This is a genomic window from Actinomyces dentalis DSM 19115 (assembly GCF_000429225.1).
GTDB lineage: Bacteria > Actinomycetota > Actinomycetes > Actinomycetales > Actinomycetaceae > Actinomyces > Actinomyces dentalis.
In genome coordinates this window covers 1-23,319 of the sequence record NZ_AUBL01000055.1, presented here as the reverse complement: position 1 = coordinate 23,319, position 23,319 = coordinate 1, and the positions used below count along the sequence as shown (strand labels likewise).

Below are 23,319 nucleotides of genomic sequence, written 5' to 3'. Positions count from 1 at the left end.
GTTATCCGCCGATCCTGGGCCTGTCCGGGTCTTTGCGGGCGACTTTGATGTACCTGCGTCAGAACATCGTGCAGGCGGTGATCGGAGAGATCCTGGGCGTGTCGCAGCCCACTGTTTCGCGGGCCATCAAGGCCCTGACGGAGGCGCTCTCCCGGACCCTGGTGGTCCTGCTGCTCACCGCCGAGGAGGTGCCCCGGGACTGCGACTACGTGGTGGACGGCACCCTCCTCCCCTGCCTGGACTGGCGCGGGCGCCGCGATCTGTGGTCGGTCAAGCACGGGAGCGCGGGCATGAACGTCCAGATCCTGGTCCGGCTCGATGGAGGGTTCGTGTGGGCCTCCGATCCTTATCCGGGGTCCATGCACGATGTGGCGGCCCTGGACGCCTCCGGATTGCTGGAGGGAATGGATCCCTCCGGGTGGATCGGCGACAAGGGCTATATCGGAAGGGGGATGATCACGCCCCATAAGAAGCCCCCCAACGGCGAACTCGACGAGAAGGCGAAGGAGGAGAACAGGAGCGTCAACAGGATCCGCCAGGTCGTCGAGCGCACCATCGCCCACATCAAGTCCTGGAGAATCCTCCACACGCCCTACCGCCGACCCCTGGAAACATTCGAGCAGACCATCACCGCGGCACTCGCACTCTATTCCTTCAAGGCCACCCCCTGAATAACCTTCTAGGGACTGAGGCGTTGATAATGACAGTTCCGCCGGCGAGAAGCGGTCGTATGGGGCCGTTGACGATGCGCGAGCTCATGTACGCGCCCGTGAGCGGGCTCGCGAGCCTTCCCCCGATCGAGTCCGACGCGGATCCGCTGCGGGTGCCCAATGCCATCGACGAGTCCGAGCTCATGGACGTGCTCATCGACGTGCGCCGCGAGTACGCGGGCCTTCTGCTCCACGCCGGCGGATCCCTCCAGCTCGACATCGGCAACGCCTTCCTCCTGGTCGCCCGCCGCCTCAACACCCTCACCTGGTCCCACCCCATGGGGCTGGCCCCCGGCGGACTCGGCGGGCACTACGTCGGAGGCACCACGCCGATGCCCGTCAACGGATCCTGCCGCTTCGACCTCATCGGAGTCATGGGCGGCGACATCGGCCTCGAAGCCGCCTCCATGTCCTTCTACGCGCTCGACATGCCCGGCATGGACGAGCCCATGCCCCTCTACGACGACCCCGACGTCGCTCGCATCGAAGCCGGCGTCGTCACCTTCGACAAGGCCGCCACACCCATCGCCGCCTCCCACTGGAACACGTCGCAATGCGGATGATTCGCCGCCCGCCCCATCCATACTTCTGTTCCACATCGTCGTGTTCGACCTGGTCACCACGCCCGAGTGGGCTCCCGGCCCGGTTGGACCGGACGTCCGCCGCCCGAGCACTCCAACTCCCGGCTCCGCGAACGCGCAGGTTTCCAGTCGAACGCGCGGCCGGGAGGTGCGCGTTCGACTGGAAACCTGCGCGTTCGCGACAACAGCGGGAAGGCGACCGCCGCCCCGACCCGTGTCCACGGGGCGGGGCGGCGGGGAAGGCGGCGGACGATCAGCCGGTGCTCAGTACTGCCCGTTGGGGTTGTAGGGCTGCTGCGGATTCTGGCCCGGCTGGCCGGGGTACTGCTGCTGGGGGTAGCCCGGCTGCTGGGGGTTGTAGGGCTGCTGGCCGGGCTGGGCGTAGCCCATGGGCTGACCCGGGTAGCCGCCGGGGGCGCCGGGCGCGGCCGGCTTCTTCTTCTTGCCGGACTTCGCGACGAGGATGACGACCACGAGGATGACGACCAGCACGACCGCCCCGCCCACGATGATCCACAGCCATGGCACCCCGAAGAGCCCCGCGCTGTCCTCGCCGACGGCGTGGAGGCTCCCCTTCTCATCCAGGACCTTGGCCCAGATGACGGTGTTGCCCTTCTTCTCGGCGTTGCCCGAGGCCTCGGTCACCCTGCCGGGGAAGGTGATCGAGACGCTGAACTCGACTCCGGCTTGCTTCATCTCCTGCTGATCCGAGTCGCTCGTATCGTTCAGCGGCACGGTGACGTCGTAGTGGCCGTTCTCGTGGGTGATCTTGATCGATCCCCCCGAGGGGCCGCTCTGGCCGCCCTTGCCGCCCTTGCCGTCGAACTGCGAGACCGGGATGTCGGTCGCCTTCATCTCGCAGGACGGATGCCCGTCGTGCTTGGAGTCGTGCTCGGTGAAGTTGTAGGTGACCTTCGAGCCCTCGGGGATGTCGGTCTGGCTGCCGCTGCTCTCGGAGCAGCTGTCCTCGGTCAGCCGGTCCGTGGAGTCCCACATGAAGATGGTCATATCGACTTTGTCGTCGTGGATCTTGAGATCGGTCTTCATGCCGCAGGCGCCCAGCAGCATGATCATCGGGATGATCACGAGGGCGCCGATACGACGCAAGGAGGAACGGGAGGGCGTACTCATGCCAGAAGTCTACTAAAGAGCCCGCTCCTATCCAACCGGGCAGTCGCCGTGGCAATGGGGAATACTCCCCATCCGCTCCACGGATCGGCCGATCCCCGCCGAGGGGTCTACCGGTTCCGTTGGCCCTTCCCCTTCTTCTTCCCCTTCGAACCGGACGGGCTCTTCGACCGCGGCGAGCCCTTCGGGTCGGACCGGCCCTTCGAGCCGGACGGGCTCTTCGACCGCGGCGAGCCCTTCGGACCGGACCGGTCCTTCGAGCCGGACGGGGCGCGGCGACGGCGCCAGGCCGCGGCGCCGACCCCGATGCCGACGGCGACCACGCCGCCGATGATCCACGCCGAGAAGCGGTCCCAGACGCTCAGGCCCGCGTTGCTCGTCGCGTAACCGGTGGCGCGCACCCCGGCCGCCAGGACGTCGGGGTCGGTCCAGGTGACGCTCGAGCCGCTGACCCGGCCCCCGCCGGCGTCGACGACCGCCCCCGGGAAGGAGACCGTCACGCGCGCATCGACGACGCCGTTCAGCGAACCCGTCGCTCCGGAGCCCGCGCCGGCGCCTCCGGCGCTCGCGCCGCTCGCCCCGTCCCCGGCGGGACCGGCGCCTCCGGCGCTCGCGCCGTCCTCCCCGCCGGCGCCGTCCTCCCCGCCGGCGGCCCCGGGCGCCCCGCCGCCCGTCAACCCGGCGGCCAGGGCGGTGAGGTCGACGACGTACAGGTCGCCGTCGTGCACGACGAGGCCGGCGCCCTGCGTGGCCTGCGTGGCCCCGGGCACCGCGACCCCGGTGACCCGCACCTCGCAGCCCACCCCGTCGTCGTCGTCGACCGACCCGATGGCCCTCGCACTCACCTGCGCGCCCCGGAACTCGCCCACGAGCGCGGGGTCGGCGTAGGCGGAGCAGTCCGTGTCGGCGGTGAACACCGTCCCGGTGGTGTCGCGCATCTCCATGACGACGTCGTAGGTGTCCGCCGGGGAGATCGTCATGTCCATGTGGGCGGTGCAGCCGGCGGTCAGCGCCGCGGCCGCGGCGCAGGCGGCGACGACGGCGAGGCGGCGCCGGACGGAGGGGGCGGAGAGCGGGGCGGTCATCCCCCGACGCTAGCCCACAACCCTTCACTCCTGGCGGAACCGTCCGCCGTCGGCCCTCCCGAACCGCCCGCAATCGGCGTCAGACGGCGGGGATCCCGCCGTGGCGGGGGGCCTCCGGGAACCCGCTGGGACCTAAGGGGGATGTGCCCCCGGAGCCGTTGTGCGAGAGGATGGCCCCGACCGCAAGAGTCAGCAAGATTCCAAGGAAGGGACTCATATGACTGTGTCTGCGCAGGATGTCCGCGCCGCGGCGCCCGCAAACGCCCCCGAGGACGTCATCGACTTCGTCGTCCGCCTCGCCGAGCTCGGCAAGCCGGAGAAGGTGCACTTCTGCGACGGCTCCGACGCCGAGTGGGACCGCCTGACCACCGAGATGGTCGAGTCGGGCATGTTCACCCGCCTCAACCCCGACAAGCGCCCGAACTCCTTCCTGGCGCGCTCACTGCCCAGCGACGTCGCCCGCGTCGAGTCCCGCACCTTCATCTGCTCCGAGAAGGAGGAGGACGCCGGCCCGACCAACAACTGGTACGACCCGGCGGAGATGAAGAAGATCCTCCACGAGAAGTTCGACGGCACCTACGTGGGCCGCACGATGTACGTCATCCCCTTCTCCATGGGCCCGCTGGGCGGTCCGATCTCCCAGCTGGGGATCGAGATCACCGACTCGCCCTACGTCGTGTGCAACATGCGCATTATGACGCGCATGGGCTCGGCCGCGATGGACCTCATCGCCGAGGGCCGCACGTGGGTGCCCTGTGTGCACTCCGTGGGCGCGCCCCTCCAGCCCGGCGAGAAGGACACCGCCTGGCCCTGCAACGATGAGAAGTACATCACCCAGTTCCCGGAGACCAACGAGATCTGGTCCTACGGCTCCGGCTACGGCGGCAACGCCCTGCTGGGCAAGAAGTGCTACGCGCTGCGCATCGCCTCGACCATGGCCCGCCGCGACGGCTGGATGGCCGAGCACATGCTCATCCTGCGCCTGACCCAGGAGAGCACCGGCAAGCAGTACCACGTCACCGCCGCCTTCCCGTCCGCCTGCGGCAAGACCAACCTCGCCATGCTCCAGCCCACGATCCCCGGCTACAAGGTCGAGACCGTCGGCGACGACATCGCCTGGATGCGCCCCGGCCCCGACGGCCGCCTGCGCGCCATCAACCCCGAGGCCGGCTTCTTCGGCGTCGCCCCGGGCACGTCCTACAAGACGAACCCGATGGCCATGGAGACCATGAAGGCCAACTCCATCTTCACCAACGTCGCCCTGACCGACGACGGCGACGTGTGGTGGGAGGGCATCGACGCCCCGCTGCCGGACCACCTCATCGACTGGCAGGGCAACGACTACACGCCCGCCGACGCCGAGGCCGGCAAGAAGGCCGCGCACCCCAACTCGCGCTTCACCACGCCCGCCTCGCAGTGCCCGATCATCTGCCCCGACTGGGAGGCCCCCGAGGGCGTGGCCGTCGACGCCGTCCTGTTCGGCGGGCGCCGCGCCACCAACGTGCCGCTGGTCGCCGAGCAGTACGAGCCCGCCCACGGCGTGTTCATCGGCGCCTCCGTGGCCTCCGAGGTCACCGCGGCCGCCCTGGACGCCAAGGTCGGGTCCCTGCGCCACGACCCCTTCGCCATGCTGCCCTTCTGCGGCTACAACATGGCCGACTACTGGGGCCACTGGCTGGAGATGCAGGAGAAGCTGGGCGACAAGTTCCCCAAGGTCTACCAGGTCAACTGGTTCCGCAAGGACGAGAACGGCAAGTTCATCTGGCCCGGCTACGGCGACAACTCCCGCGTCCTGGACTGGATCGTGCGCCGCGCCGGCGGCGAGGTCGAGGCCGTCGAGGGCGTGACCGGGCTGTACCCGAAGTTCGAGGACTTCAACCTCGAGGGCATCGACGTCGACAGGGCCGCCTGGGACAAGATGTACGACATCGACCCCGACGCCTGGGCCGCCGAGATGGACGACACCGAGGAGTACTTCAAGAAGTTCGGCGACAGGATCCCGGCCGCCGTCACCGAGCAGCTGGCCAAGTTCCGCGAGCGCATCGCCAAGGCCAAGGAGGCCTGATCGGGGTCTGCTCTCCTGAGCACTGATTCCTCAGGGACTTCGGGGTCTGCTCTCCTGCAACTCTGACTCCTCAGGGACTCGACGGGGGTCCCGCCGGCGAACCGGCGGGACCCCCGCTTCTTCGCATTCCCGGCCGTCGACCCCGCACCGCGCGCAGTGGCGGGGCCGACGGCGCCGCGGCTTCACCGCCCGCCCGCCGCCCCGCCGCCCGCCGCAGTGCGGGGCCGACGGCCAGGCGTCCGTCCGCGACCCTCGGGCCGCCCCTCCGTCGCAGTGCGCGGGGGCCGACGGCGGTGCGCTACTCCTCCAGCACCACGACCGGCTTGATGAGGTCGGGCCGCTTCTCGCGCATGCAGAGCAGCGCCGGCTCGACCTCCTCCCAGCCGTGGTAGATGTGCGTGGCCAGCGGGTGCACGTCCAGGCGCCCGGACGCCACCAGCGCGCCCAGCTTCTCCATGCGCAGGCGGCCGCCGGGCATCAGCCCGCCGTTGATCTGCTTGTGGCCCATGCCCACGCCCCACTCGACGCGCGGGATGCGCACGTAATCGCCGGAGCCGAGGTAGTTCACGCAGCCGATCCTGCCACCGGGCTTCACCGCCTTGACGGCCTCGATGAAGGTGTCGTTATTGCCGCCTGCGATCACCACCCTGTCCACGCCCTTGCCGTCGGTGAGCGCCAGCACCTGGTCGGCGATGGGTCCCTCCTTGTAGGAGATGAAGTCGGTGGCGCCGTAGCCCCTGGCGACCTCGATGCACTTGGGGCGCGTGCCCACCGCCAGAATGCGCGACGCGCCGCGCAGGTTCGCGCCGGCCACGCTCATGAGGCCGACGGGGCCGATGCCCACGACCAGGACGACGTCGCCGAATTCCACGTCCGCCAGCTCCACGCCGTGGAAGCCGGTCGGCACCATGTCGGAGAGCATGCAGGCGTCCACCACGGACATGCCCTCGGGCAGGTGCGCGAGATTGCCGTCGGCGTCGTTGACGTGGAACACCTCGCCGAATACGCCGTCCTTGAAGTTGGAGAACTTCCAGCCGGCCAGCATGCCGCCGGAGTGCATGGAGTAGCCGGCCTGGGCCTCCAGGGAGCTCCAGTCCGGGGTGATGGCGGGCACCAGCACCCGGTCGCCCGGTTTGAAGTCCTTGACGAGCTCGCCGACTTCGACGACCTCGCCGCAGGCCTCGTGCCCGAGGATCATATTGTGCCTGTCGCCGATGGCGCCCTCCCACAGGGTGTGGATGTCGGAGGTGCAGATGGCGATGGCCAGTGGTTTGACGATCGCGTCCAGCGGCCCGCACTCGGGTCGTTCCTTGTCGATCCATCCGGACTCGCCGATACGGAGCATTGCGTAGCCCCTCATGGGTTTCCTTTCTCGCTGCCGTTCAACGAGATGACATTCCGTGCCGTCGTCTCGTCTCTGTTCTACCGGAACTTGATCCGGTGACATGCATAAGTATACCACTCCCGAGTGCCCGCGGGCAGGGGATTCGTTTTTCATGAGTCTTTCTCCGGTAGAAACTGCGGTGCGGGGCTGGGGCCGGCGTGGCGGTGTCGCGGGGTCCTGGCCAGCGGCCGGAGCTGTGGGGCTTCTGACCGGCGGCCGGAGCCGCGGGGTCCTGGCCAGCGGCCGGAGCTGTGGGGCTTCTGACCGGTGGCCCCGGGGTCCGCGGGAGGTCATGCCGGGTCGTCTGCTGCGCCTCTTCCCGTCTGCTGCGCCTCTTCACCTTTGCTGCGCTCCCTTTTCTCGTACAGTGGAGGGTCAAGGGGCGTAGCAGAGTGAAAAGGGCGTAGCGGACGCGGGCGCGGACGGGTCCGCGGGTACCGCTGCGCGTGGGCCCGCCATCCCACTCGTCTCTTCCGCCCCGTTCGCCTCGTCCGTCTCACCGTGGATGCGGATGACCGGTGGGCGGGCAGTCCGGCGACCCGAAAAGGTGGCCGGCGCGTATCTTTCACCTTCCGTCCCGCGGACCTCCCGTCCCGAAGCGGCGCAATGACGCCATTCCCCGGGCGCGCAAGGACTGCCGCGCCTCCGGAAGTCACGCGCCGGCCACCTTTTCCGCCCCGGCGACGCCCGAAGCCGAAGCCTGCGCGCCCAGGAGCTCGCCCGAGCCCACCTGAGACTCCGGCCTGGAGCCCGGGAGCAGGAGGCGGCCGGCCCCCTCAGTACCCGTACGAATCCCGCAGCAGGGTCTCGAAGGAGTCGATCTCGACCTCCACCGAGCTGAATCCCGTCGTCACCTTGACGCCGTGGTCCCCGACCTGGAACAGGCGCATGAGGAATCCGTCGTTGTCGGTGCGCATGCCGTACGGGAATCCGTAGCGCTGCTCCAGGGCCTGGGCGATCCGCCGGGCGTAGTCGGCCGTGTGGCGATGGTCGAAGCGCAGTCGCTTCCCCTTCGGCTTAGTCACCACCTCAATACTCCAGATGCCGGTGAAGTGCGAACGTTCCGCGAGCCAGTCGTCTCCGCGCAGGACGGGGCAGAGCTCCCGGATGCTCGGGCGACCGCCAAGCCGCCTGAGGACTCTCTTGACGGCGGTGCCGTCGAGGACCTGCTCGACGATGGAGAGGATCTGGGGAATGGTCAGTCCGATTCGCATCGGTACGATCTCCCATTCCACCCGAGGCTGGAGGGACGGCTGATTGCTCGTACCGGTCGCGGCGAGCGCGGTGATGTGCCGACGAAGCTCATCCATCGTCATCGCGCGCCTGGGCTCGTCCCGTCCCCGATCCTCCAGAAGGAACTCGATGTCGTCCTTGTCCATATCGTCCTCGTCCCCGCTGGGGCTGGCGGCGAGAAGCCCGTAGTCGCCGAAGCCCTCGGAGCCGGCGAAGCGGATATCCATGAGGGGACGCCCACCGGCCAGACCGGCGACGACGTCGCGCATGCTGATCCGGCTTCGCTCGCTGCCGAGGAGACCGCGGGGGATGAGCACCTGCTCCCCGGTGGACTCGACGGTGACCGTGAGTCCCTCGACTGAGCCGGTGAAGGCAACGATTCCCAGTCCGGATTCCCCCATGTCCCAGCGGAGGGCGAAGGGGCGGCGCCACTGCGGCGGCATGAGTGCCAGGTTGTCGGGGAGGCCGCCGAGAGTCTTGGCCGTGGTCTCCTCGAACATGTCCCAGTTGACGATGTATGCCTCTCCGGGGCCCCAGTCATTGAACGGCGCCCTTCCCAGCTCCACCGTCCACAGGTACGGGTAGTCCGCGGCGTCGGCCCACTCGAAGCTCTCATACTCGTCGGTATAGATGGGGTAGTCGGGGTCGTAGGAGTCCACGTACAAGGATAATTCGCCAGTCAGAGAGCCGTAGTACGGTTCGATCTCGACGACCCGCTCCCCGAGCCGCCAGCGGAAGCGCAAGTCGGGCCCGTACGCGGCGAAGGACTCGGTGCCCAGGATGTCGGCGGCGTCGAGCAGGAAGCGGTGCACGTCCGCCTCGGTCAGGGCGGTGCCCAGGAGCGAGGCCACGCGGTCGGCCATCTCCGCCTCGGGATTCGCGGTGCGGTTCACGTCTCTCCTCCGTCTGCTGCTTCGCCGAGCGGATCGCCCCGGCATATGGCGCCATCGCGCGGATTCGTCAGGGTCGATCTCCCCATGGTGGCCTGCCGGGCAGGCGCCGGGTACTGTCCCGTGTCACCAGCACCAGTAGTGGGCGAGCGTCTCGAAGGAGCCGATCTCGACCGTCACAGTGCGGAAACCGGTAGTACACACTTCAACGCCGTACTCTCCGATTTGGAACAGGCGCTTGAGGAATCCGTCGTTGGTGGTGTGCATCCCGTACGGGGGGCCGTAGCGCTGCTCCAGGGCCTGGGTGATCCGCCAGGCGTAGTCGGCCAGGTGACGCTTATCGAAGCACAGGTTCTCCCCCTCATCCTCCTCCGGGTCGGTGACCACCTCGATCTCCCAGCCTGCGCCTTTCGGGGAAGGACTCGCGAACCAACCATCTCCTCTCAGAACCGGCTCATCCCACCGCAATCCCGGCTGCCCGCCGAGCCGTGTCAGAACATCCTCCATGGCGGCGCCCGCGATGACCTGCTCGACGACGTGGAGGACAGCGGGGATGGACAGGCCGATCTTCATCGGCACAGTGGTCCAGCGCAACTGAGACTGCTCGGGTTCGTCAACAGTGGCGTCCGATGATGCGGCCGCAGGTGCGGCGGCCAGTTGCCGGAGGTCCTCCATCGTCATGGCCGCTCGAGGGCGACCCTCCTCGTGCTCCTGGATAAGGAAGTCGACGACGTCCTTGGCCCAACCGGACTCGTTCCCGCTGGGGGTCGCCACGTACAACTCTTGATAGTGGGCGTTGCCGAAGCCCTCGGAGCCGGCGAAGCGGATATCCGCCAGAGGCCGCCCCCCGGCGAGGCCGGCGACGACGTCGCCCATCTTCACCTGACTCCCCAGGAGTGCTCGGGGGATGAGCACCTTCTCCCCGCTGGACTCGACGGTGACCGTGATGCCCTCGACCGTACCGGTGAAGGAGACGAGGCCCAGGCCCGAGGCTCCCATGTCCCAGCGGAGAGTAAGAGGGCGGCGCCACTGCGGCGGTATGAGTGCCAGGTTGTCGGGCAGGGCCTGGAGGATGACTGCGATGGTCTGGTCGAACATATCCCAGGTGATCGCGTAATCAGTGCCGGGTCCCCAATCGTTGAACCCGGTCCTTCCGAGCTCCACCGTCCACACATAGGGTGGCCACTCATCATCATCAGTACTTCTGCTATCGAAGTATCGGTACTCGGCAATGTCGATGGCCCGTTCACGGTCGAAGGAGATGACGCGCAGGGAAAATCCCTCATCCGAGGACGAGGGATCCGGCGTGATCTCGACGTAGCGGTCTCCGCATGCCCAGCGGAAGAAGAGCTCCGTACCGTAGACGGCGAAGGACTCGGTGCCCAGGATGTCGGCGACGTCGAGCAGGAAGCGGTGCACGCCCTCCTCAGTGAGCGTTGTGCCCAGGAGCGAGGCCACGCGGTCGGCCACCTGCGCCTCGGGGTTCACGGTGCGGTTCACGTCTCTCCTCCGTCTCCTGTCGGCCGATCTGCTCGCCCCAGCATATGGCGCCATCGCGCGGATTCGTCAGGGTCGATCTCCCCATGGGGCCTGCCGGGCGGGTGCGGGCCACTGCCCGCCGGACCCGCCCGCCCATCGCCGTCGGCCCCGGGCCATCGGTATCGGACGCGCTGCAATTCCCGGGTCGGAGGGGTGATGCGGCATTCATCATCTAGGCTGGCGCCGTGAAGATCCTGCTTCTGGGTTCCGGCGCGCGCGAGCACGCCCTGGCCCGCGCCCTCGTCGCTGACCCTGCCACCACCGAACTCGTCGTCGTCCCCGGCAACCCCGGCATCGCCGAGATCGCCACGACCTTCAAGGCCGACCCCTCCTCCGCCTCCGACGTGACCGCCCTCGCCGCCGAGATGGGGGCCGAGCTCGTCGTCGTCGGCCCCGAGGCGCCGCTGGTCGCCGGCGTCGCCGACGCCCTGCGCGAGGCCGGCATCCCCGTCTTCGGGCCGGGCGCCAAGGCCGCCCGCCTGGAGGGCTCGAAGGCCTTCGCCAAGGAGGTCATGGCCGCCGCGGGCGTGCCCACCGCCGAGGCCGCCGTGTGCTCCACCTTCGCCGAGTTCGACGCCGCCCTCGACCGCTTCGGCGCCCCCCACGTCGTCAAGGACGACGGCCTGGCCGCCGGCAAGGGCGTCGTCGTCACCTCCGACCGCAACGAGGCCCTCGCCCACGGCCTGGCCTGCCTGGCCCGGGAGGGCGGGCGCGTCCTCGTCGAGGACTACCTCGACGGGCCGGAGATCTCCCTGTTCTGCGTGTGCGACGGCGCCACCGTCGTCCCCCTGGCGCCCGCCCAGGACTACAAGCGCCTGGGCGACGGCGACGCCGGCCCCAACACCGGCGGCATGGGCTCCTACAGCCCGCTGACCTGGGCGCCGCAGGACCTGACCGAGCAGGTCGTCACGACCATCGCCCAGCCGGTCGTCGACGAGATGGCCCGGCGCGGCTCCACCTTCATCGGCCTGCTCTACTGCGGCCTGGCCCTGACCGGGCAGGGCCTGAGGGTCGTCGAGTTCAATGTGCGCTTCGGGGACCCTGAGACCCAGGCGGTCCTGGCGCGCCTGACCTCCCCCCTGGCCGGGCTCCTCCACGCCGCAGCCACCGGCCGCCTCCACGAGGCACCCGCCCCCACCTGGTCGGACGACGCCGCCGTCGACGTCGTCCTGGCCGCCCCCGGGTACCCCGGCGAGGTCGACCGGGGCGGGCGGATCACCGGCGTCGGCCAGGCCCAGGCCCTGCCCGACGTCCACGTCCTGCACGCCGGCACGGGCCGGGACTACCGCGGCCGGCTCATCGCCACCGGCGGGCGGGTCCTGTCCGTCGTGGCCACGGGGCGCAGCGTCGCCGCCGCCCGCGCCCGCGCCTACGAGGCGATCGGCCTCATCCACCTCGACGGCGCCCAGGTGCGCACCGACATCGCCGCGGACCGCTGAGCGGCCGGGCACCGGTGGCAGGATGGGCCCATGAGCGACAGCGCCCCTCCCGTCCTCCCCGCCGCTCCGCCCCTGCCCGGCTGGCGGCACCTCTCCAGCGGCAAGGTCCGCGACGTCTACGTCCCCGCCGACGACGGACCGTGGGCCGGCCGGGACGTCCTGCTCGTCGTCGCCTCCGACCGCATCAGCGCCTACGACCACGTCCTGCCCACACCCGTCCCGGACAAGGGCCGGGTGCTCACCGCCATGTCCGTCTGGTGGCTGGAGCGGCTGGAGGGCGTCGTCGACGACCACCTGGTCTGCCTGGACGTCCCCCGGCAGGTGGCGGGGCGCGCCATGATCTGCCGCCGCCTGGAGATGCACCCGGTCGAGTGCGTGGCCCGCGGCTACCTCACCGGCTCCGGCCTGGTCGAGTACCGGCGCAGCCGCTCCGTGTGCGGCGTCGCGCTGCCGGAGGGCCTGACGGAGGCCTCCAGGCTCCCCGAGCCGATCTTCACCCCCGCCGCCAAGGCCGCCGTGGGCGCCCACGACGAGAACATCGCCTTCGAGCGGGTCGTCGACATGGTCGGCGCCGACGTCGCCGCCGCCCTGCGCGCCACCACCCTGGAGCTGTACTCGCGCGCCGCCGCCATCGCCCGCGAGCGCGGCATCATCCTGGCGGACACCAAGTTCGAGTTCGGCTCCGGGGCCGACGGCGGGCTCGTCCTGGGCGACGAGGTCCTCACCCCCGATTCCTCCCGCTTCTGGCCCGCCGACGCCTGGGTCCCGGGCCGCCCCGCCCCCTCCTTCGACAAGCAGTACGTACGCGACTGGCTGACCTCCCCGGCCTCCGGCTGGGACCGGGCCTCGGGGCAGGCGCCGCCCGCCCTGCCCGCCGACGTCGTCGAGCGCACTCGGGCCCGCTACCTGGAGGCCTACGAGCGCCTCACCGGCGCCCCCCTGGCCCTGTGAGGCGCCCGCCATGACCGCGCCGCACGAGGCTTCGCCCCACCCGCCCTCCGAGACCCCCCGGCCCCCGCAGCCGACCGCCTCCTTCGCCCCCGGCCCCGGGTTCGTGGTGGCCCTGGTGGTGATCGTCCTCATCGTCGTGCTCGCGCTGGCGGCCGCCGTCAGCAGCGCGCTGGGCGTCATGGGGGTCTCCCGGCTGCTGGGCGGGGCGGCCCTGGTCCTGGTCGGGGCCGGCCTGGTGGTCGCGCTGCGGGTGCCGGCGCGCTCAGTGGTGGTCAACGCCCCGCGCCTGCGCCTGGAGCGCAGCCGCGCCCGGGCGGGCCGTCGGGCCGAGCGCGCCCGGGCCGAGAGCGCCCGGGGCGGGGAGGGCGGGCCGGGCCCGGCCGGGCGCTCCGGGGCCGAGCCCGGCGCACTCATGACGCGCCCGACCGCGGGGGCGCTGGCGGTGCCGGCGTCGAGTCGGCGGGAGCTGACCACGCTCGACGTCGTCTCCGGCCCGGTGACCACGGCGCTGGCGGCCAGCGGGGTCGGACGGGCGGCGGACGAGCGCCTGGCGGGCACGACGACGGGCGAGGCCCTGCTGCGGGTCGCCCAGCTGCTGGCCGGGGCGCTGGGATTCGTGCTCATGGCCCTGGGGCTGGCCTCGATCCTGGGGCAGGTGCTGCGATGACGCCGCCGCGGCCCGGCCGCCCGCCCGATGAGGAGCGCGGGCCCGTCGACTGGGGGGAGCCGCGCTCCTCGGCTCCGGGTCCGGCGGCGGCGCCGGGCGCCCCCGCTCGGGGCGCGGCTGCGCGGGGCGGGGCCGACTCAACTTCGTCATCAAAACGGTTCACCGCGACGGGCGCGGCTGCGCGGGGCGGGGCCGGCGTTGCCGGCGCACCCGTCGCCGGAGCCCGAACGGGGCCCGACTGGGGCGTGGGGCGCGGTCCGGCGGCGCCCGCGCCGACCCCCGGGCAGAGGGCCCGCACGCCCTGGCCCGTGGCCGTGCGCAAGCAGAGGCTCAGCGGCGTCGCCTTCGCCCTGGTGGGGCTGGCCCTGGCGACGTGGTCGGCCATGAACCTGGCCACGGCCGCCGGGGAGGGGCACCCGTGGGTGCCGCCGTGGCTCGTCGTCGTCCTGGGCGGGGCGGGGCTGGTCTCCGCGGCCGGCTACCTCGCCTGGGCGGGCGGGAGCCCGCTGCGCCGCGAGGAGGAGCGGTGGTCGCCGCGCCCCATCGACGCCGCCGCGGGCCTGACGGCCTCCCGCGTCGCCTTCCCCGCCGGGGCGCCGGTCGCCGGGCTCCTGGGGCCGGGGACGGGGGGCGCCGCCGGTGCCGCGGGGGCTCCGGGCGTTGCGGCGGGCATTGCGGCGGACACGGCCGGCGCCCCGGTGGAGATGGAGCCGGGGCCGGCGCCGATCATGGGCTCGTCCACCTTCGACCAGTCCTCCCACGCCCCCGCGGGCGTGGCCGGGGCGGTGGGCGGCTTCATGCTGGCCGGCGCCGTCGTGTGCGCCGTCATCGCCCTGGTCCTGGGGCCGCCGTGGCTGCTGGGCACGGGGGGCCTGGCCGTCGGCGGGGCCATGGCCGTGCACCTGGCGGGCGATTGGCTGGGACACCCCTGAGGCGGCCGGGTAGTGTGGGCGCGGACGCTTCCACCCCGCACCCAGGAGGACCGATGGGACGCATCGTCGTCGAGGTCATGCCCAAGCCCGAGATCCTCGACCCCCAGGGCAAGGCGGTCGCCGCCGGCCTGCCGCGCCTGGGCTTCGACCAGTTCACCGCCGTGCGCCAGGGGCGCCGCTTCGAGCTGAGCGTCGACGGGCCGGTGACACGGGCCCATCTGGAGGCGGCCGAGCGGGCCGCCCGGACGCTCCTGTCCAACCCGATCATCGAGGACGTCGTGGCCGTGCGCGCCGACGAGCCCGAGGGGGCGTCGGCGTGACCCGCATCGGCGTCATCACCTTCCCCGGCACCCTCGACGACGTCGACGCGCTGCGGGCCGTGCGCCTGGCGGGCGCCGAGCCGGTGGCGCTGTGGCACAAGGACGCGGACCTGCGCGGCGTGGACGGCGTCGTCGTGCCCGGCGGATTCTCCTACGGCGACTACCTGCGCTGCGGCGCGATCGCCCGCTTCGCCCCCGTCATGGACGAGGTGATCGGGGCCGCCGGGCGGGGCATGCCGGTGCTGGGCATCTGCAACGGCTTCCAGATCCTCACCGAGGCGCACCTGCTGCCCGGCGCCCTCATCCGCAACGACCGCCAGAGGTTCGTGTGCCGCGAGCAGCGCCTGCGCGTGGAGTCGACGACGACCGCCTGGACGGGCCTGTTCGAGGCCGGCGAGGAGATCGTCGTGCCGCTCAAGAACGGCGAGGGCAATTTCGTGGCCTCCCCGCAGGAGATCGAGCGCCTGGAGGGCGAGGGGCTGGTCGTCTTCCGCTACGTGGGGGGCAACCCCAACGGCTCGGCGCACGACATCGCGGGCGTGCGCAACGGGCGCGGCAATGTCGTGGGCCTCATGCCGCACCCCGAGCACGCCGTCGAGCCGGGGTTCGGCCCGGACTCCGAGGCGGGGCCCCGCACGGGCACCGACGGGCTGCGCCTGTTCCGCTCCGTCATCGGCGCGCTGGTGGGGGCCTGAGCGCTGTCCCGGCGGCCGGAAGCGCGCTCGGCGCGGCGCCGGCCGGGGCCGCGGCGCGAGTCGGCCTCCGGCGGGCCCGGCGCGCCATCGGCGCGGCCTTCCTGGCGCTGGACGCCGCCATCCGCCCCAGGGTCTGAGTGCGTCGCCGGCCGGGGGAGTACCGGGGGAGTCCTGGGCGATAATCCCCACACGGCCCGCGGGCCTGTGGATAACTGCCTCGTCCCCCGAAGACCCGGGGCGCGGATCCGGATGTTCGCCCTCCGATCGCCGTCGCCCCGGCTCCGAAGGCGGGGCGAATGGCGCAGTGGCGCAGCCCGCCGTCGGCCCGCTTCCGCCGCAGCCCCCGGAAGGCCCGGGATTCCAACGATTTGACGGGATGATTCGGTCTTTGATAAAGGGGGTCGGACGGCGCCGGGGGCCGGCTCGGGCCCCGCGACGGCGGCCCGGATCGGCGCGGGAACGGGCGTCCACAGGCCGAACGGCGCCATCGCCTGGTTCGCGCACCTGTGTGCACAAGGCTGTGGACACAGCCTGTGGATAACTGTCCGACGGCGGGGGGACGGCCCGGAGCGCGGGTCCGCCGAGACCGGGGCCGGGCATCGCGATGCCGGGGCGCGGCGACCACGGGCTGAGCGGCGGCCTCGACGTTCTGCCGGGTACCGTGGTGCCGAGGGGCGCGGCCCGTTCCGCGCCCCGCCCCTCACTCCGAGGCGCGGCCGATGGCGTCGAGGACCTCCAGGAGGTGGCGGTCGGGCAGGAAGCGGCGGCGCACCGCCTCGTGGGCGGCGTCGCCCATCTCCGCGGCCCGCTCGGTGAACAGCAGCAGGTCCCGCACCGCCTCGGCCCAGGCCTGGGCGTCCAGCGGGTCCACGAGCATGCCCGACACGCCGTCCTCGACCTGGTCCTGGATCCCGCCGACCGCCGAGGCGACCACCGGCGCCTTCTTCCACATCGCCTCGGCCACCGTCAGCCCGAAGGCCTCCACGAGCGAGCGCTGCGTGACGACGGCGCTGATCCGCTGGATCGCGTTGATGATGGTGGCGTTGACCTCCCGGTCCGTCGTCGGCACCGCCAGCACGTGGATGCGCCGGGCCGCGGCGTGCGGCAGCGTGCCCGCGCGCGAGACGATCTCGCCCAGGACCCTGGCGGCGGCCGCCTCCCGGGACGGGTCGGGCCTGGGGCCCACGAGCACCAGGTGGGCGTCGGCGGGCAGGGCGTCGATCTGCGAGGCGAAGGCCTCGACGAGCTCCAGGCCGCCCTTGAGCCGGTCCCAGCGCTGGACCTGGGTGACGATCCGCGCGCCCTGGGGCACCGGGGCGCCGAAGCCCGCATCCGCGCCGTCGTCCTTCAGCCCTCGGAAGGCGTCCGGACGCCCGTCCTCGCGGATGAAGGGCACGGCCTCGAAGGGGGCCTGGCCGTCGAAGAAGCCGCTCAGACGCGCCACCGACCAGGACTCGTCCAGGTCCAGCACCCGGTTCTTGGGCGAGTCCGGGTTGATGGAGGGGGTGAGGATGGAGCAGCGGGCCTCCTCGATGTAGGGCGGCAGGTACTCCGGGCGGGAGGCGACGACCAGGTCGGCGTCCTCCAGGTAGCGGTCGAGGAAGGCCCAGGCCCGCTGCCCCTCCTCGCCGGTGTGCGCCGCGCCCACGTGGCACCGCCAGATGACGACGGCGCCCGCCTGCTTGAAGGCCTTGGCCAGGCCGGCCGTGGGCGGGTCGTGGAGGATGACGACGTCGTTCTCGCGGACCTCGTCGACGACGTTGTCCGCGTTGGAGGCCAGGACGTGCTCGTAGATGTCGCGCTGCTTGTCGGCGAGCCTGCCGCCGTCGCCGCGGTCGCCGTGCATGGCGGCGTGCAGGCGGGAGGAGATGGTGAGGAACTCGGCCGGGGCGTCCAGCGTCAGCCAGCGGGCGTCGATGCCCAGGCCCCGGGCGTAGCCGACGAGCGGCGCCACGATCTCGGCGGGGCCGGAGCCCGCGACGGCCGAGGGCGTGACCGTCCAGATGGTCCGCCCCCCCAGCAGCCCGTGGGCGGCGTCGACGCCGCCGCGCAGGCGCCGTACGGCGACCTCGTCGAGGTGGCTTTCCAGATCGGACAGGGGCAGCGGGGCGAGATCGATGGTTCTCATGCTCTGATCCTGCCCCGAACACTTGTGAGGCGCAGCGCCTTGGGCCCCTGGAGTGTCGCGCGGCGCCGTCCGGCCAAGAGACTCTGCTCGCGGACGGGGTCTCTGCTCGCGGACCGGCCTCCTCGCCTGGCCCGACTCATGGCGCACCGCGTCCGGGGCGCTGTGCTCGCGGGCGGATGAACGCCTGCTTGCTCCGAGCCCGTCAAAGTACCACGATAGGGGGTGCTTCAGGGCCGATGTCGAGGCCCGCAGTCGACGGAGGACTCATGACTACACCATCTCCTTACGGTCAGCCCGCGTACCCCGATCCCTACGCCACCGGCTACAACCAGCCCGCGTACCCCGATCCCTACGCCACCGGCTACAACCAGCCCGTCTACCCTGCGGCGGACCAGCCCTACGCCCAGCCCGTCTACGTCCAGCCCTACGTCCCCGTCGCCTACGGGCCCTACGTCGTTCCCAAGTCCAGGACCACCGCCGCGCTGCTGGCCTTCTTCCTGGGTCAGATCGGTGCCCACAACTTCTACCGCGGGCAGACGGGCCGCGGCTTCGGCCACATAGTGCTCATCCTTGGCGTCATCATATGCGCCATCATGGCCGTGGCCATGATGGCGAACGCCGCGAGCCTCCCAGTCTACGACACTCCGTCCGACGCTGAAATCGCGACCCTCGGCGGCGCGTTCATCCTCGCCTGGCTGATCATCGCCGCGAACGGGATCTGGGCGTTCGTCGAGTTCATCATGATCCTCGTGTCCAAGGACGGCTCGCTCCAGTAGGGCTGTGCTCCCGGGCAGCCCCTGGGCCCGCCCGGCTCTGCGCCCCCGGGGGAGTCGGGCAGGCGAGTCGGCGCCCTGCCTGCCCGCGCCCTCAACGCCCCGCACCCCGGGGAAGTCCCCGCCGTCTGTCAGAACGGCCATCGTGGGACGGGCGCCCCTCGCGCCCCCGGGGAAGTCCTGGTTGTGGCGGCGGGCCCGCGGCGGGGGCTCCTCGGACCCTTGCACCCCTGGGGGAGTCGAATTGGCGATGTCACCTGGGCTCGCATTGTGCGAGGCGGGCTCGCAAGAATCGAGCGCAGGCGGATTCCGTCGCGCTGAGCTCGCACGGCGCGAGCCGGGGTGGACTCCGTCGCGCTGAGCTCGCATTACGCAAGCCGGGCCCGGCCCGCACCGCCCCGAGCGCCGAGACGTGCATTTTGCACTCGAGCGTGCACTTCTAACTGCACATCTCGACGGCGAAATGCACCTCTCGAGAGCAGAATGCACATCTCGACGAGCACAGGACCGACCCGCCCCCACCACCCCGAACGGCTTCCGTCCGCGCCGCCCCGCGCCGACCCCGGCCCACTGACCACGACCCCCGGTGAGAAGGGCTCAGTGAGGGCGGCGGGGACGTGGAGCGCGGGGCCGTCCGTCATGGTCTGCCCGAGTCGCCTCCTGGTGCGTTTGAAAGGGTTGGGCGCGGACGATCCCTGCATCGGCGAGCCCCGCACGGAACAACACACCTGGAAGGTTATTCAGCGGGCTCATGGCGGCGTTCTCCTTGGACCACTTGCGTTCCGCTGGACCACGGTGGTCCGATCGTCGTTCTCGAGGGCGGAGTGCGCGTCTCGGCGTCCGGGGCGCGGCGGCGTCGGGCGCCGGGGTCCGCGAGATCGTCGGGTAACCCGCGAGAACGTCGGGTAACCGCCGAGATCGTCACTTAACCCGCGAGAACGTCTGCTAGAGGTACGTGCTCGCGGGTTAAGGTACGATCTCGCGGGTTGAGTGACGTGTTCGCGAGCCGGCCGCGTCACGACATGCGAGACGCCGTCCCACCATGCAAGACGACCAGCAGGGGCGGAGCGGGGCAGGGCGGGGAGCCGTCCCGACGACCGGACCGTCACCACGACCTTCACGCTCCACGTCTTCAAAACCACCCCTGAATAACCTTCCTGCTCCGGGCGGGAGCCCCGCGGGAATTGCCACCGCACTAAGAAACGCGCCCTCGGGCGCGGGCCCGGCCGGTGCGGGCTGGGCCCGGCTTGCGTAATGCGAGCTCAGCGCGACGGAGTCCACCCCGGCTCGCGCCGTGCGAGCTCAGCGCGACGGAATCCGCCTGCGCTCGATTCTTGCGAGCCCGCCTCGCACAATGCGAGCCCAGGTGACATCACCAATTCGACTCCCCCGGGGCGGAGCGTGCCGTGAGAAAGCACCCTCACAAGGAGCGTCAGGAGTTCCGACCCCCGGGGCGGGGTGGACGCCTTCTGCCGCCGCCGATGGCGTAATTGTGGTGGGCTTCGACTCCCGGGGCGGGGTGGGCGCCCGCTGCCGGGGCGGGGCGCGCCGGGTCCGGGCGTGCGGCCTCGGACGTGCCAGTCCCCGGGCTCGCCGGATCCCCGGGCGCGCCGACGCCGTCGGGCGCGGGTATCTTGGGGCGCGGTCCTTCCGTCCCCATCCAGGAGCACCCATGGCCGTCGAGCAGCCGCAGCCCCCCGAGTCCGCCGTCGACCCCGCCGCCCGCCCCGCCGGGGCGCGGACCCCCCGGCCCGTCGAGCACCCCGACACCGTCGCCGACGCCGCCGCCACGCCCGAGCGGGCCATGCCCCACCGCGAGCTCGGCCTCAAGGACGAGGAGTACGCCTCCATCAAGGAGCTGCTGGGCCGGCGCCCCACCAACGCCGAGCTGGCCATGTACTCGGTCATGTGGTCCGAGCACTGCTCCTACAAGTCCTCCAAGATCCACCTGCGCCAGTTCGCGGACAAGACCACCCCGGCCATGCGCGAGCACCTGCTGGTCGGCATGGGCCAGAACGCCGGCGTCGTCGACATCGGGGGCGGCTGGGCCGTGACCTTCAAGGTCGAGTCCCACAACCACCCCAGCTACGTCGAGCCCTACCAGGGGGCCGCCACCGGCGTGGGCGGCATCGTGCGCGACATCATCTCCATGGGGGCGCGGCCCGTGGCCGTCATGGACCAGCTGCGCTTCGGGGCCGCGGACCACCCCGACACCGCGCGCGTGGTCCACGGCGTCGTGGCCGGCGTGGGCGGCTACGGCAACTGCCTGGGCCTGCCCAATATCGGCGGCGAGACCGAGTTCGACCCCTCCTACCAGGAGAACCCGCTGGTCAACGCCCTGTGCGTGGGCGTGCTGCGCCACGAGGACATCCACCTGGCCAACGCCTCGGGCGCGGGCAACAAGGTGGTGCTCTTCGGGGCGCGCACCGGCGGCGACGGCATCGGCGGGGCCTCCATCCTGGCGTCGGAGTCCTTCGAGGACGGCATGCCCGCCAAGCGCCCCAGCGTCCAGGTGGGCGACCCCTTCATGGAGAAGGTCCTCATCGAGTGCTGCCTGGAGCTGTTCGACGGCGGCCTCGTGCTGGGCATCCAGGACCTGGGGGCCGCCGGCATCTCCTGCGCCACTTCCGAGCTGGCCTCCAACGGCGACGGCGGCATGCACGTGGACCTGGAGAGGGTCCTGCTGCGCGACCCGTCCCTCACCGCCGGCGAGATCCTCATGAGCGAGTCCCAGGAGCGCATGATGGCCGTCGTCGCCCCCGAGCATCTGGACGCCTTCATGGCCGTCATCGACAAGTGGGACGTCGAGGCCTCCGTCATCGGCGAGGTCAACGACTCCGGGCGGCTGACCATCGACCACTTCGGGCAGCGCATCGTCGACGTCGACCCGCGCACCGTGGCCCACGAGGGCCCCGCCTACGAGCGCCCCTACGCCCGCCCCGCCTGGCAGGACGAGCTCAACGCCGACTCCTCCTCGCGCCTGCCCCGCCCGGCCACCGCCGCCGAGCTCGCCGACCAGGTCCTCGCCGTCCTCGCCGACCCCAACCAGGCCCCGCCCGTCTGGGTCACCGACCAGTACGACCGCTTCGTGCGCGGGGGCACCGCCCTGGCCCAGCCCGACGACGCCGGCGTCGTGCGCGTCGACGAGGCCACCGGGCGGGGCGTGGCCATCTCCACCGACGCCAACGGCCGCTTCGCCAAGCTCGACCCCGCCACCGGCGCCGCCGCGGCCCTGGCCGAGTCCTACCGCAACGTGTGCACCGCGGGCGCCCGCCCCCTGGCCGTGACCGACTGCCTCAACGTCGGCTCCCCGGAGGACCCCGACGCCATGTGGCAGCTCGTGGAGATCATCACCGGCCTGGCCGACGCCTGCGCCGCCATGGGCGTGCCCGTCACCGGCGGCAACGTCTCGCTGTACAACTCCCACGGCAGGGTCAAGGGGCTGCCCGACTCCTCCATCAACCCCACCCCGGTCGTCGGGGTCCTGGGCGTCATGGACGACGTGCGCCGCGCCAACCCCTCGGGCTGGTTCGAGGAGGGCCTGGCCGTCGTCGTCCTGGGCTCCACGCGCGAGGAGCTGGACGGCTCGGCCTGGGCGCGCGCGGTCCACGATCACCTGGGCGGCCTGCCGCCCGCCGTCGACCTGGAGGCGGAGATGGCGCTGGGGCGGGTGCTGCTGGCCCTGTCCGAGGCGGATGGGCCCGACGGCGCCCGGCTCGTGCGCGCCGCCCACGACCTGTCCGCCGGCGGGCTCGTCCAGGCCCTGGCCGACGCCGTCGCGCGCCACGGCGTGGGGGCCAGCATCGACCTGTCCCGGCTCCAGGGCAACGACGGCGTCGACGACTTCACCGCCCTGCTCTCCGAGTCCGGGGCGCGGGCCCTGGTGGCCGTGCCCGAGTGGGCCGTGGCCGCCGTGGCCGCCGCGGCCGAGGCCGAGGGCGTCGCCTGGGCGCGCCTGGGCACCACCGGCGGCGACATGCTCGTGGTCTCCGGCACCGACCTGCTCGCCGAGGCCGGGGAGGGGCCGGGGGGCGCCGGATCGGCAGATGGCGCGGCGGGCGGCCCGCTCGTCCTCGACCTGGCCGAGCTGCGCGAGCGCGTCGGGGCGACCCTGCCCGCCCTGTTCGGGTGAGCGGCCCGCCGGCCGGGCCGCTGCGCCGATCCGCGCCCCGGGCGGGGATGGGGAGCGCGGCCGGGCGCGCGGGGACCTCCCGGGCCCTTCCCGGCGTCTAGAGTGACGGCATGCTTGATCACATCTCCATCAGTGTCAGCGATCCGGCGGCCTCGAAGGCCTTCTACGAGGCGGCCCTGGCGCCGCTGGGCTACCGCGTGGTCATGGATTTCGGCCCCGTCACCGCCCTGGGCGCGCCCGCACCGGGGGCGCCGGAGGGGACCCCGGTTCCCCCGGACCTGTGGCTGACCCCGACCAAGGACCCGACGCCCTGCCACATCGCCGTGTCGGCCTCCTCCGCCGAGCAGGTGGACGCCTTCCACCGGGCGGCCCTGGCGGCGGGCGGCACCGACAACGGGGGACCGGGGGAGCGGGCGCACTACCACCCCGGCTACTACGCCGCCTTCGTCCGCGACCCCGACGGGCACAACCTCGAGGCCGTCTTCCACGGCGCCGGCGTCGGGGAGTAGACCCGGCGGGCGCCGCGGGGCGTCGGGGCTCCCGCCCCTGCGGTCCTGCGACCGCCGGCGGGCGGGAGCCCCGACGGTTCCGCGCTGCCCGGGCCGGGCTCAGCGGGCGGCACTGCGGCGCAGTTCGACGATCGAGGCGGCGAGCACGATCACCGGGC

Annotated in this window: 18 protein-coding genes; 12 read left to right on the top strand and 6 right to left on the bottom strand. The window is 71.9% G+C overall.

The features are described from left to right. On the top strand, window positions 1-671 hold a 671-nt coding region (locus G446_RS17635; protein WP_342664158.1), incomplete at its 5' end, for a transposase family protein. A 59-nt stretch (window positions 672-730) separates the two neighbouring features. Beyond that, window positions 731-1,273 carry a hypothetical protein gene (locus tag G446_RS0111585; protein ID WP_156916640.1) on the top strand — a complete coding sequence of 181 codons (543 nt, stop codon included), beginning with the start codon at window positions 731-733 and terminating at the stop codon, window positions 1,271-1,273. A gap of 282 nt (window positions 1,274-1,555) precedes the next feature. On the opposite strand, the gene G446_RS0111580 is transcribed toward G446_RS0111585, so the two are convergent. After that, a complete protein-coding gene (locus G446_RS0111580; RefSeq protein WP_156916639.1) occupies window positions 1,556-2,422 on the bottom strand; it encodes an LppM family (lipo)protein in 867 nt (288 codons plus the stop codon). Between the two features lie 107 nt (window positions 2,423-2,529). After that, window positions 2,530-3,504 carry an LppM family (lipo)protein gene (locus tag G446_RS17630; protein ID WP_051285961.1) on the bottom strand — a complete coding sequence of 325 codons (975 nt, stop codon included), beginning with the start codon at window positions 3,502-3,504 and terminating at the stop codon, window positions 2,530-2,532. Window positions 3,505-3,721: 217 nt separating this feature from the next. Here G446_RS17630 and G446_RS0111570 point away from each other — a divergent pair, with 217 nt between their 5' ends. Then, window positions 3,722-5,569, top strand: coding sequence for a phosphoenolpyruvate carboxykinase (GTP) (locus tag G446_RS0111570; RefSeq protein WP_026410265.1), 1,848 nt, complete (start codon window positions 3,722-3,724; stop codon window positions 5,567-5,569). Between the two features lie 298 nt (window positions 5,570-5,867). Here G446_RS0111570 and G446_RS0111565 read toward each other — a convergent pair whose 3' ends face one another. The 3 genes from G446_RS0111565 to G446_RS0111555 form a co-directional block, all read right to left on the bottom strand. Continuing rightward, a complete protein-coding gene (locus G446_RS0111565) occupies window positions 5,868-6,929 on the bottom strand; it encodes an NAD(P)-dependent alcohol dehydrogenase (RefSeq protein ID WP_026410264.1) in 1,062 nt (353 codons plus the stop codon). An 800-nt stretch (window positions 6,930-7,729) separates the two neighbouring features. After that, window positions 7,730-9,079 carry a hypothetical protein gene (locus G446_RS0111560; RefSeq protein ID WP_026410263.1) on the bottom strand — a complete coding sequence of 450 codons (1,350 nt, stop codon included), beginning with the start codon at window positions 9,077-9,079 and terminating at the stop codon, window positions 7,730-7,732. Between the two features lie 123 nt (window positions 9,080-9,202). Continuing rightward, window positions 9,203-10,576, bottom strand: coding sequence for a hypothetical protein (locus G446_RS0111555; RefSeq protein ID WP_026410262.1), 1,374 nt, complete (start codon window positions 10,574-10,576; stop codon window positions 9,203-9,205). A 224-nt stretch (window positions 10,577-10,800) separates the two neighbouring features. On the opposite strand from G446_RS0111555, the gene purD reads away from it, so the two are divergent. From purD to purQ, 6 genes are all read left to right on the top strand, one after another. After that, window positions 10,801-12,054, top strand: a complete 1,254-nt coding sequence (gene purD, locus G446_RS0111550; RefSeq protein WP_026410261.1) for a phosphoribosylamine--glycine ligase — start codon at window positions 10,801-10,803, stop codon at window positions 12,052-12,054. A 30-nt stretch (window positions 12,055-12,084) separates the two neighbouring features. Then, window positions 12,085-13,005, top strand: a complete 921-nt coding sequence (locus tag G446_RS17625) for a phosphoribosylaminoimidazolesuccinocarboxamide synthase (RefSeq protein ID WP_034470299.1) — start codon at window positions 12,085-12,087, stop codon at window positions 13,003-13,005. 10 nt (window positions 13,006-13,015) lie between these two features. Further along, window positions 13,016-13,672, top strand: coding sequence for a hypothetical protein (locus tag G446_RS20085; protein WP_026410260.1), 657 nt, complete (start codon window positions 13,016-13,018; stop codon window positions 13,670-13,672). Window positions 13,673-13,980: 308 nt separating this feature from the next. Then, a complete protein-coding gene (locus tag G446_RS0111535; protein ID WP_026410259.1) occupies window positions 13,981-14,604 on the top strand; it encodes a hypothetical protein in 624 nt (207 codons plus the stop codon). A gap of 53 nt (window positions 14,605-14,657) precedes the next feature. Then, complete coding sequence (locus G446_RS0111530) at window positions 14,658-14,924, top strand: phosphoribosylformylglycinamidine synthase subunit PurS (RefSeq protein WP_026410258.1); 267 nt, start codon at window positions 14,658-14,660, stop codon at window positions 14,922-14,924. Then, the gene (purQ, locus tag G446_RS0111525; protein ID WP_026410257.1) at window positions 14,921-15,619 is read left to right on the top strand and encodes a phosphoribosylformylglycinamidine synthase subunit PurQ; all 699 of its coding nucleotides are present in this window, start codon (window positions 14,921-14,923) and stop codon (window positions 15,617-15,619) included. The genes G446_RS0111530 and purQ overlap by 4 nt, the downstream gene beginning before the upstream one ends. 700 nt (window positions 15,620-16,319) lie before the next feature. Here purQ and G446_RS0111520 read toward each other — a convergent pair. Beyond that, window positions 16,320-17,747: a glycosyltransferase gene (locus G446_RS0111520; RefSeq protein WP_026410256.1), complete on the bottom strand. Its 1,428-nt coding sequence runs from the start codon at window positions 17,745-17,747 to the stop codon at window positions 16,320-16,322. Window positions 17,748-18,013: 266 nt separating this feature from the next. Between G446_RS0111520 and G446_RS0111515 the strand changes: the two genes are divergently transcribed. From G446_RS0111515 to G446_RS0111505, 3 genes are all read left to right on the top strand, one after another. Beyond that, on the top strand, window positions 18,014-18,523 hold the full coding sequence (locus tag G446_RS0111515) for a TM2 domain-containing protein (protein WP_026410255.1): 510 nt from the start codon (window positions 18,014-18,016) through the stop codon (window positions 18,521-18,523). Window positions 18,524-20,192: 1,669 nt separating this feature from the next. Beyond that, window positions 20,193-22,652 carry a phosphoribosylformylglycinamidine synthase subunit PurL gene (gene purL, locus G446_RS17620; protein ID WP_034470295.1) on the top strand — a complete coding sequence of 820 codons (2,460 nt, stop codon included), beginning with the start codon at window positions 20,193-20,195 and terminating at the stop codon, window positions 22,650-22,652. 110 nt (window positions 22,653-22,762) lie between these two features. Further along, entirely contained in the window at window positions 22,763-23,161 is a 399-nt protein-coding gene (locus G446_RS0111505) for a VOC family protein (RefSeq protein WP_026410254.1), read from the top strand. Window positions 23,162-23,319 lie beyond the last annotated feature (158 nt).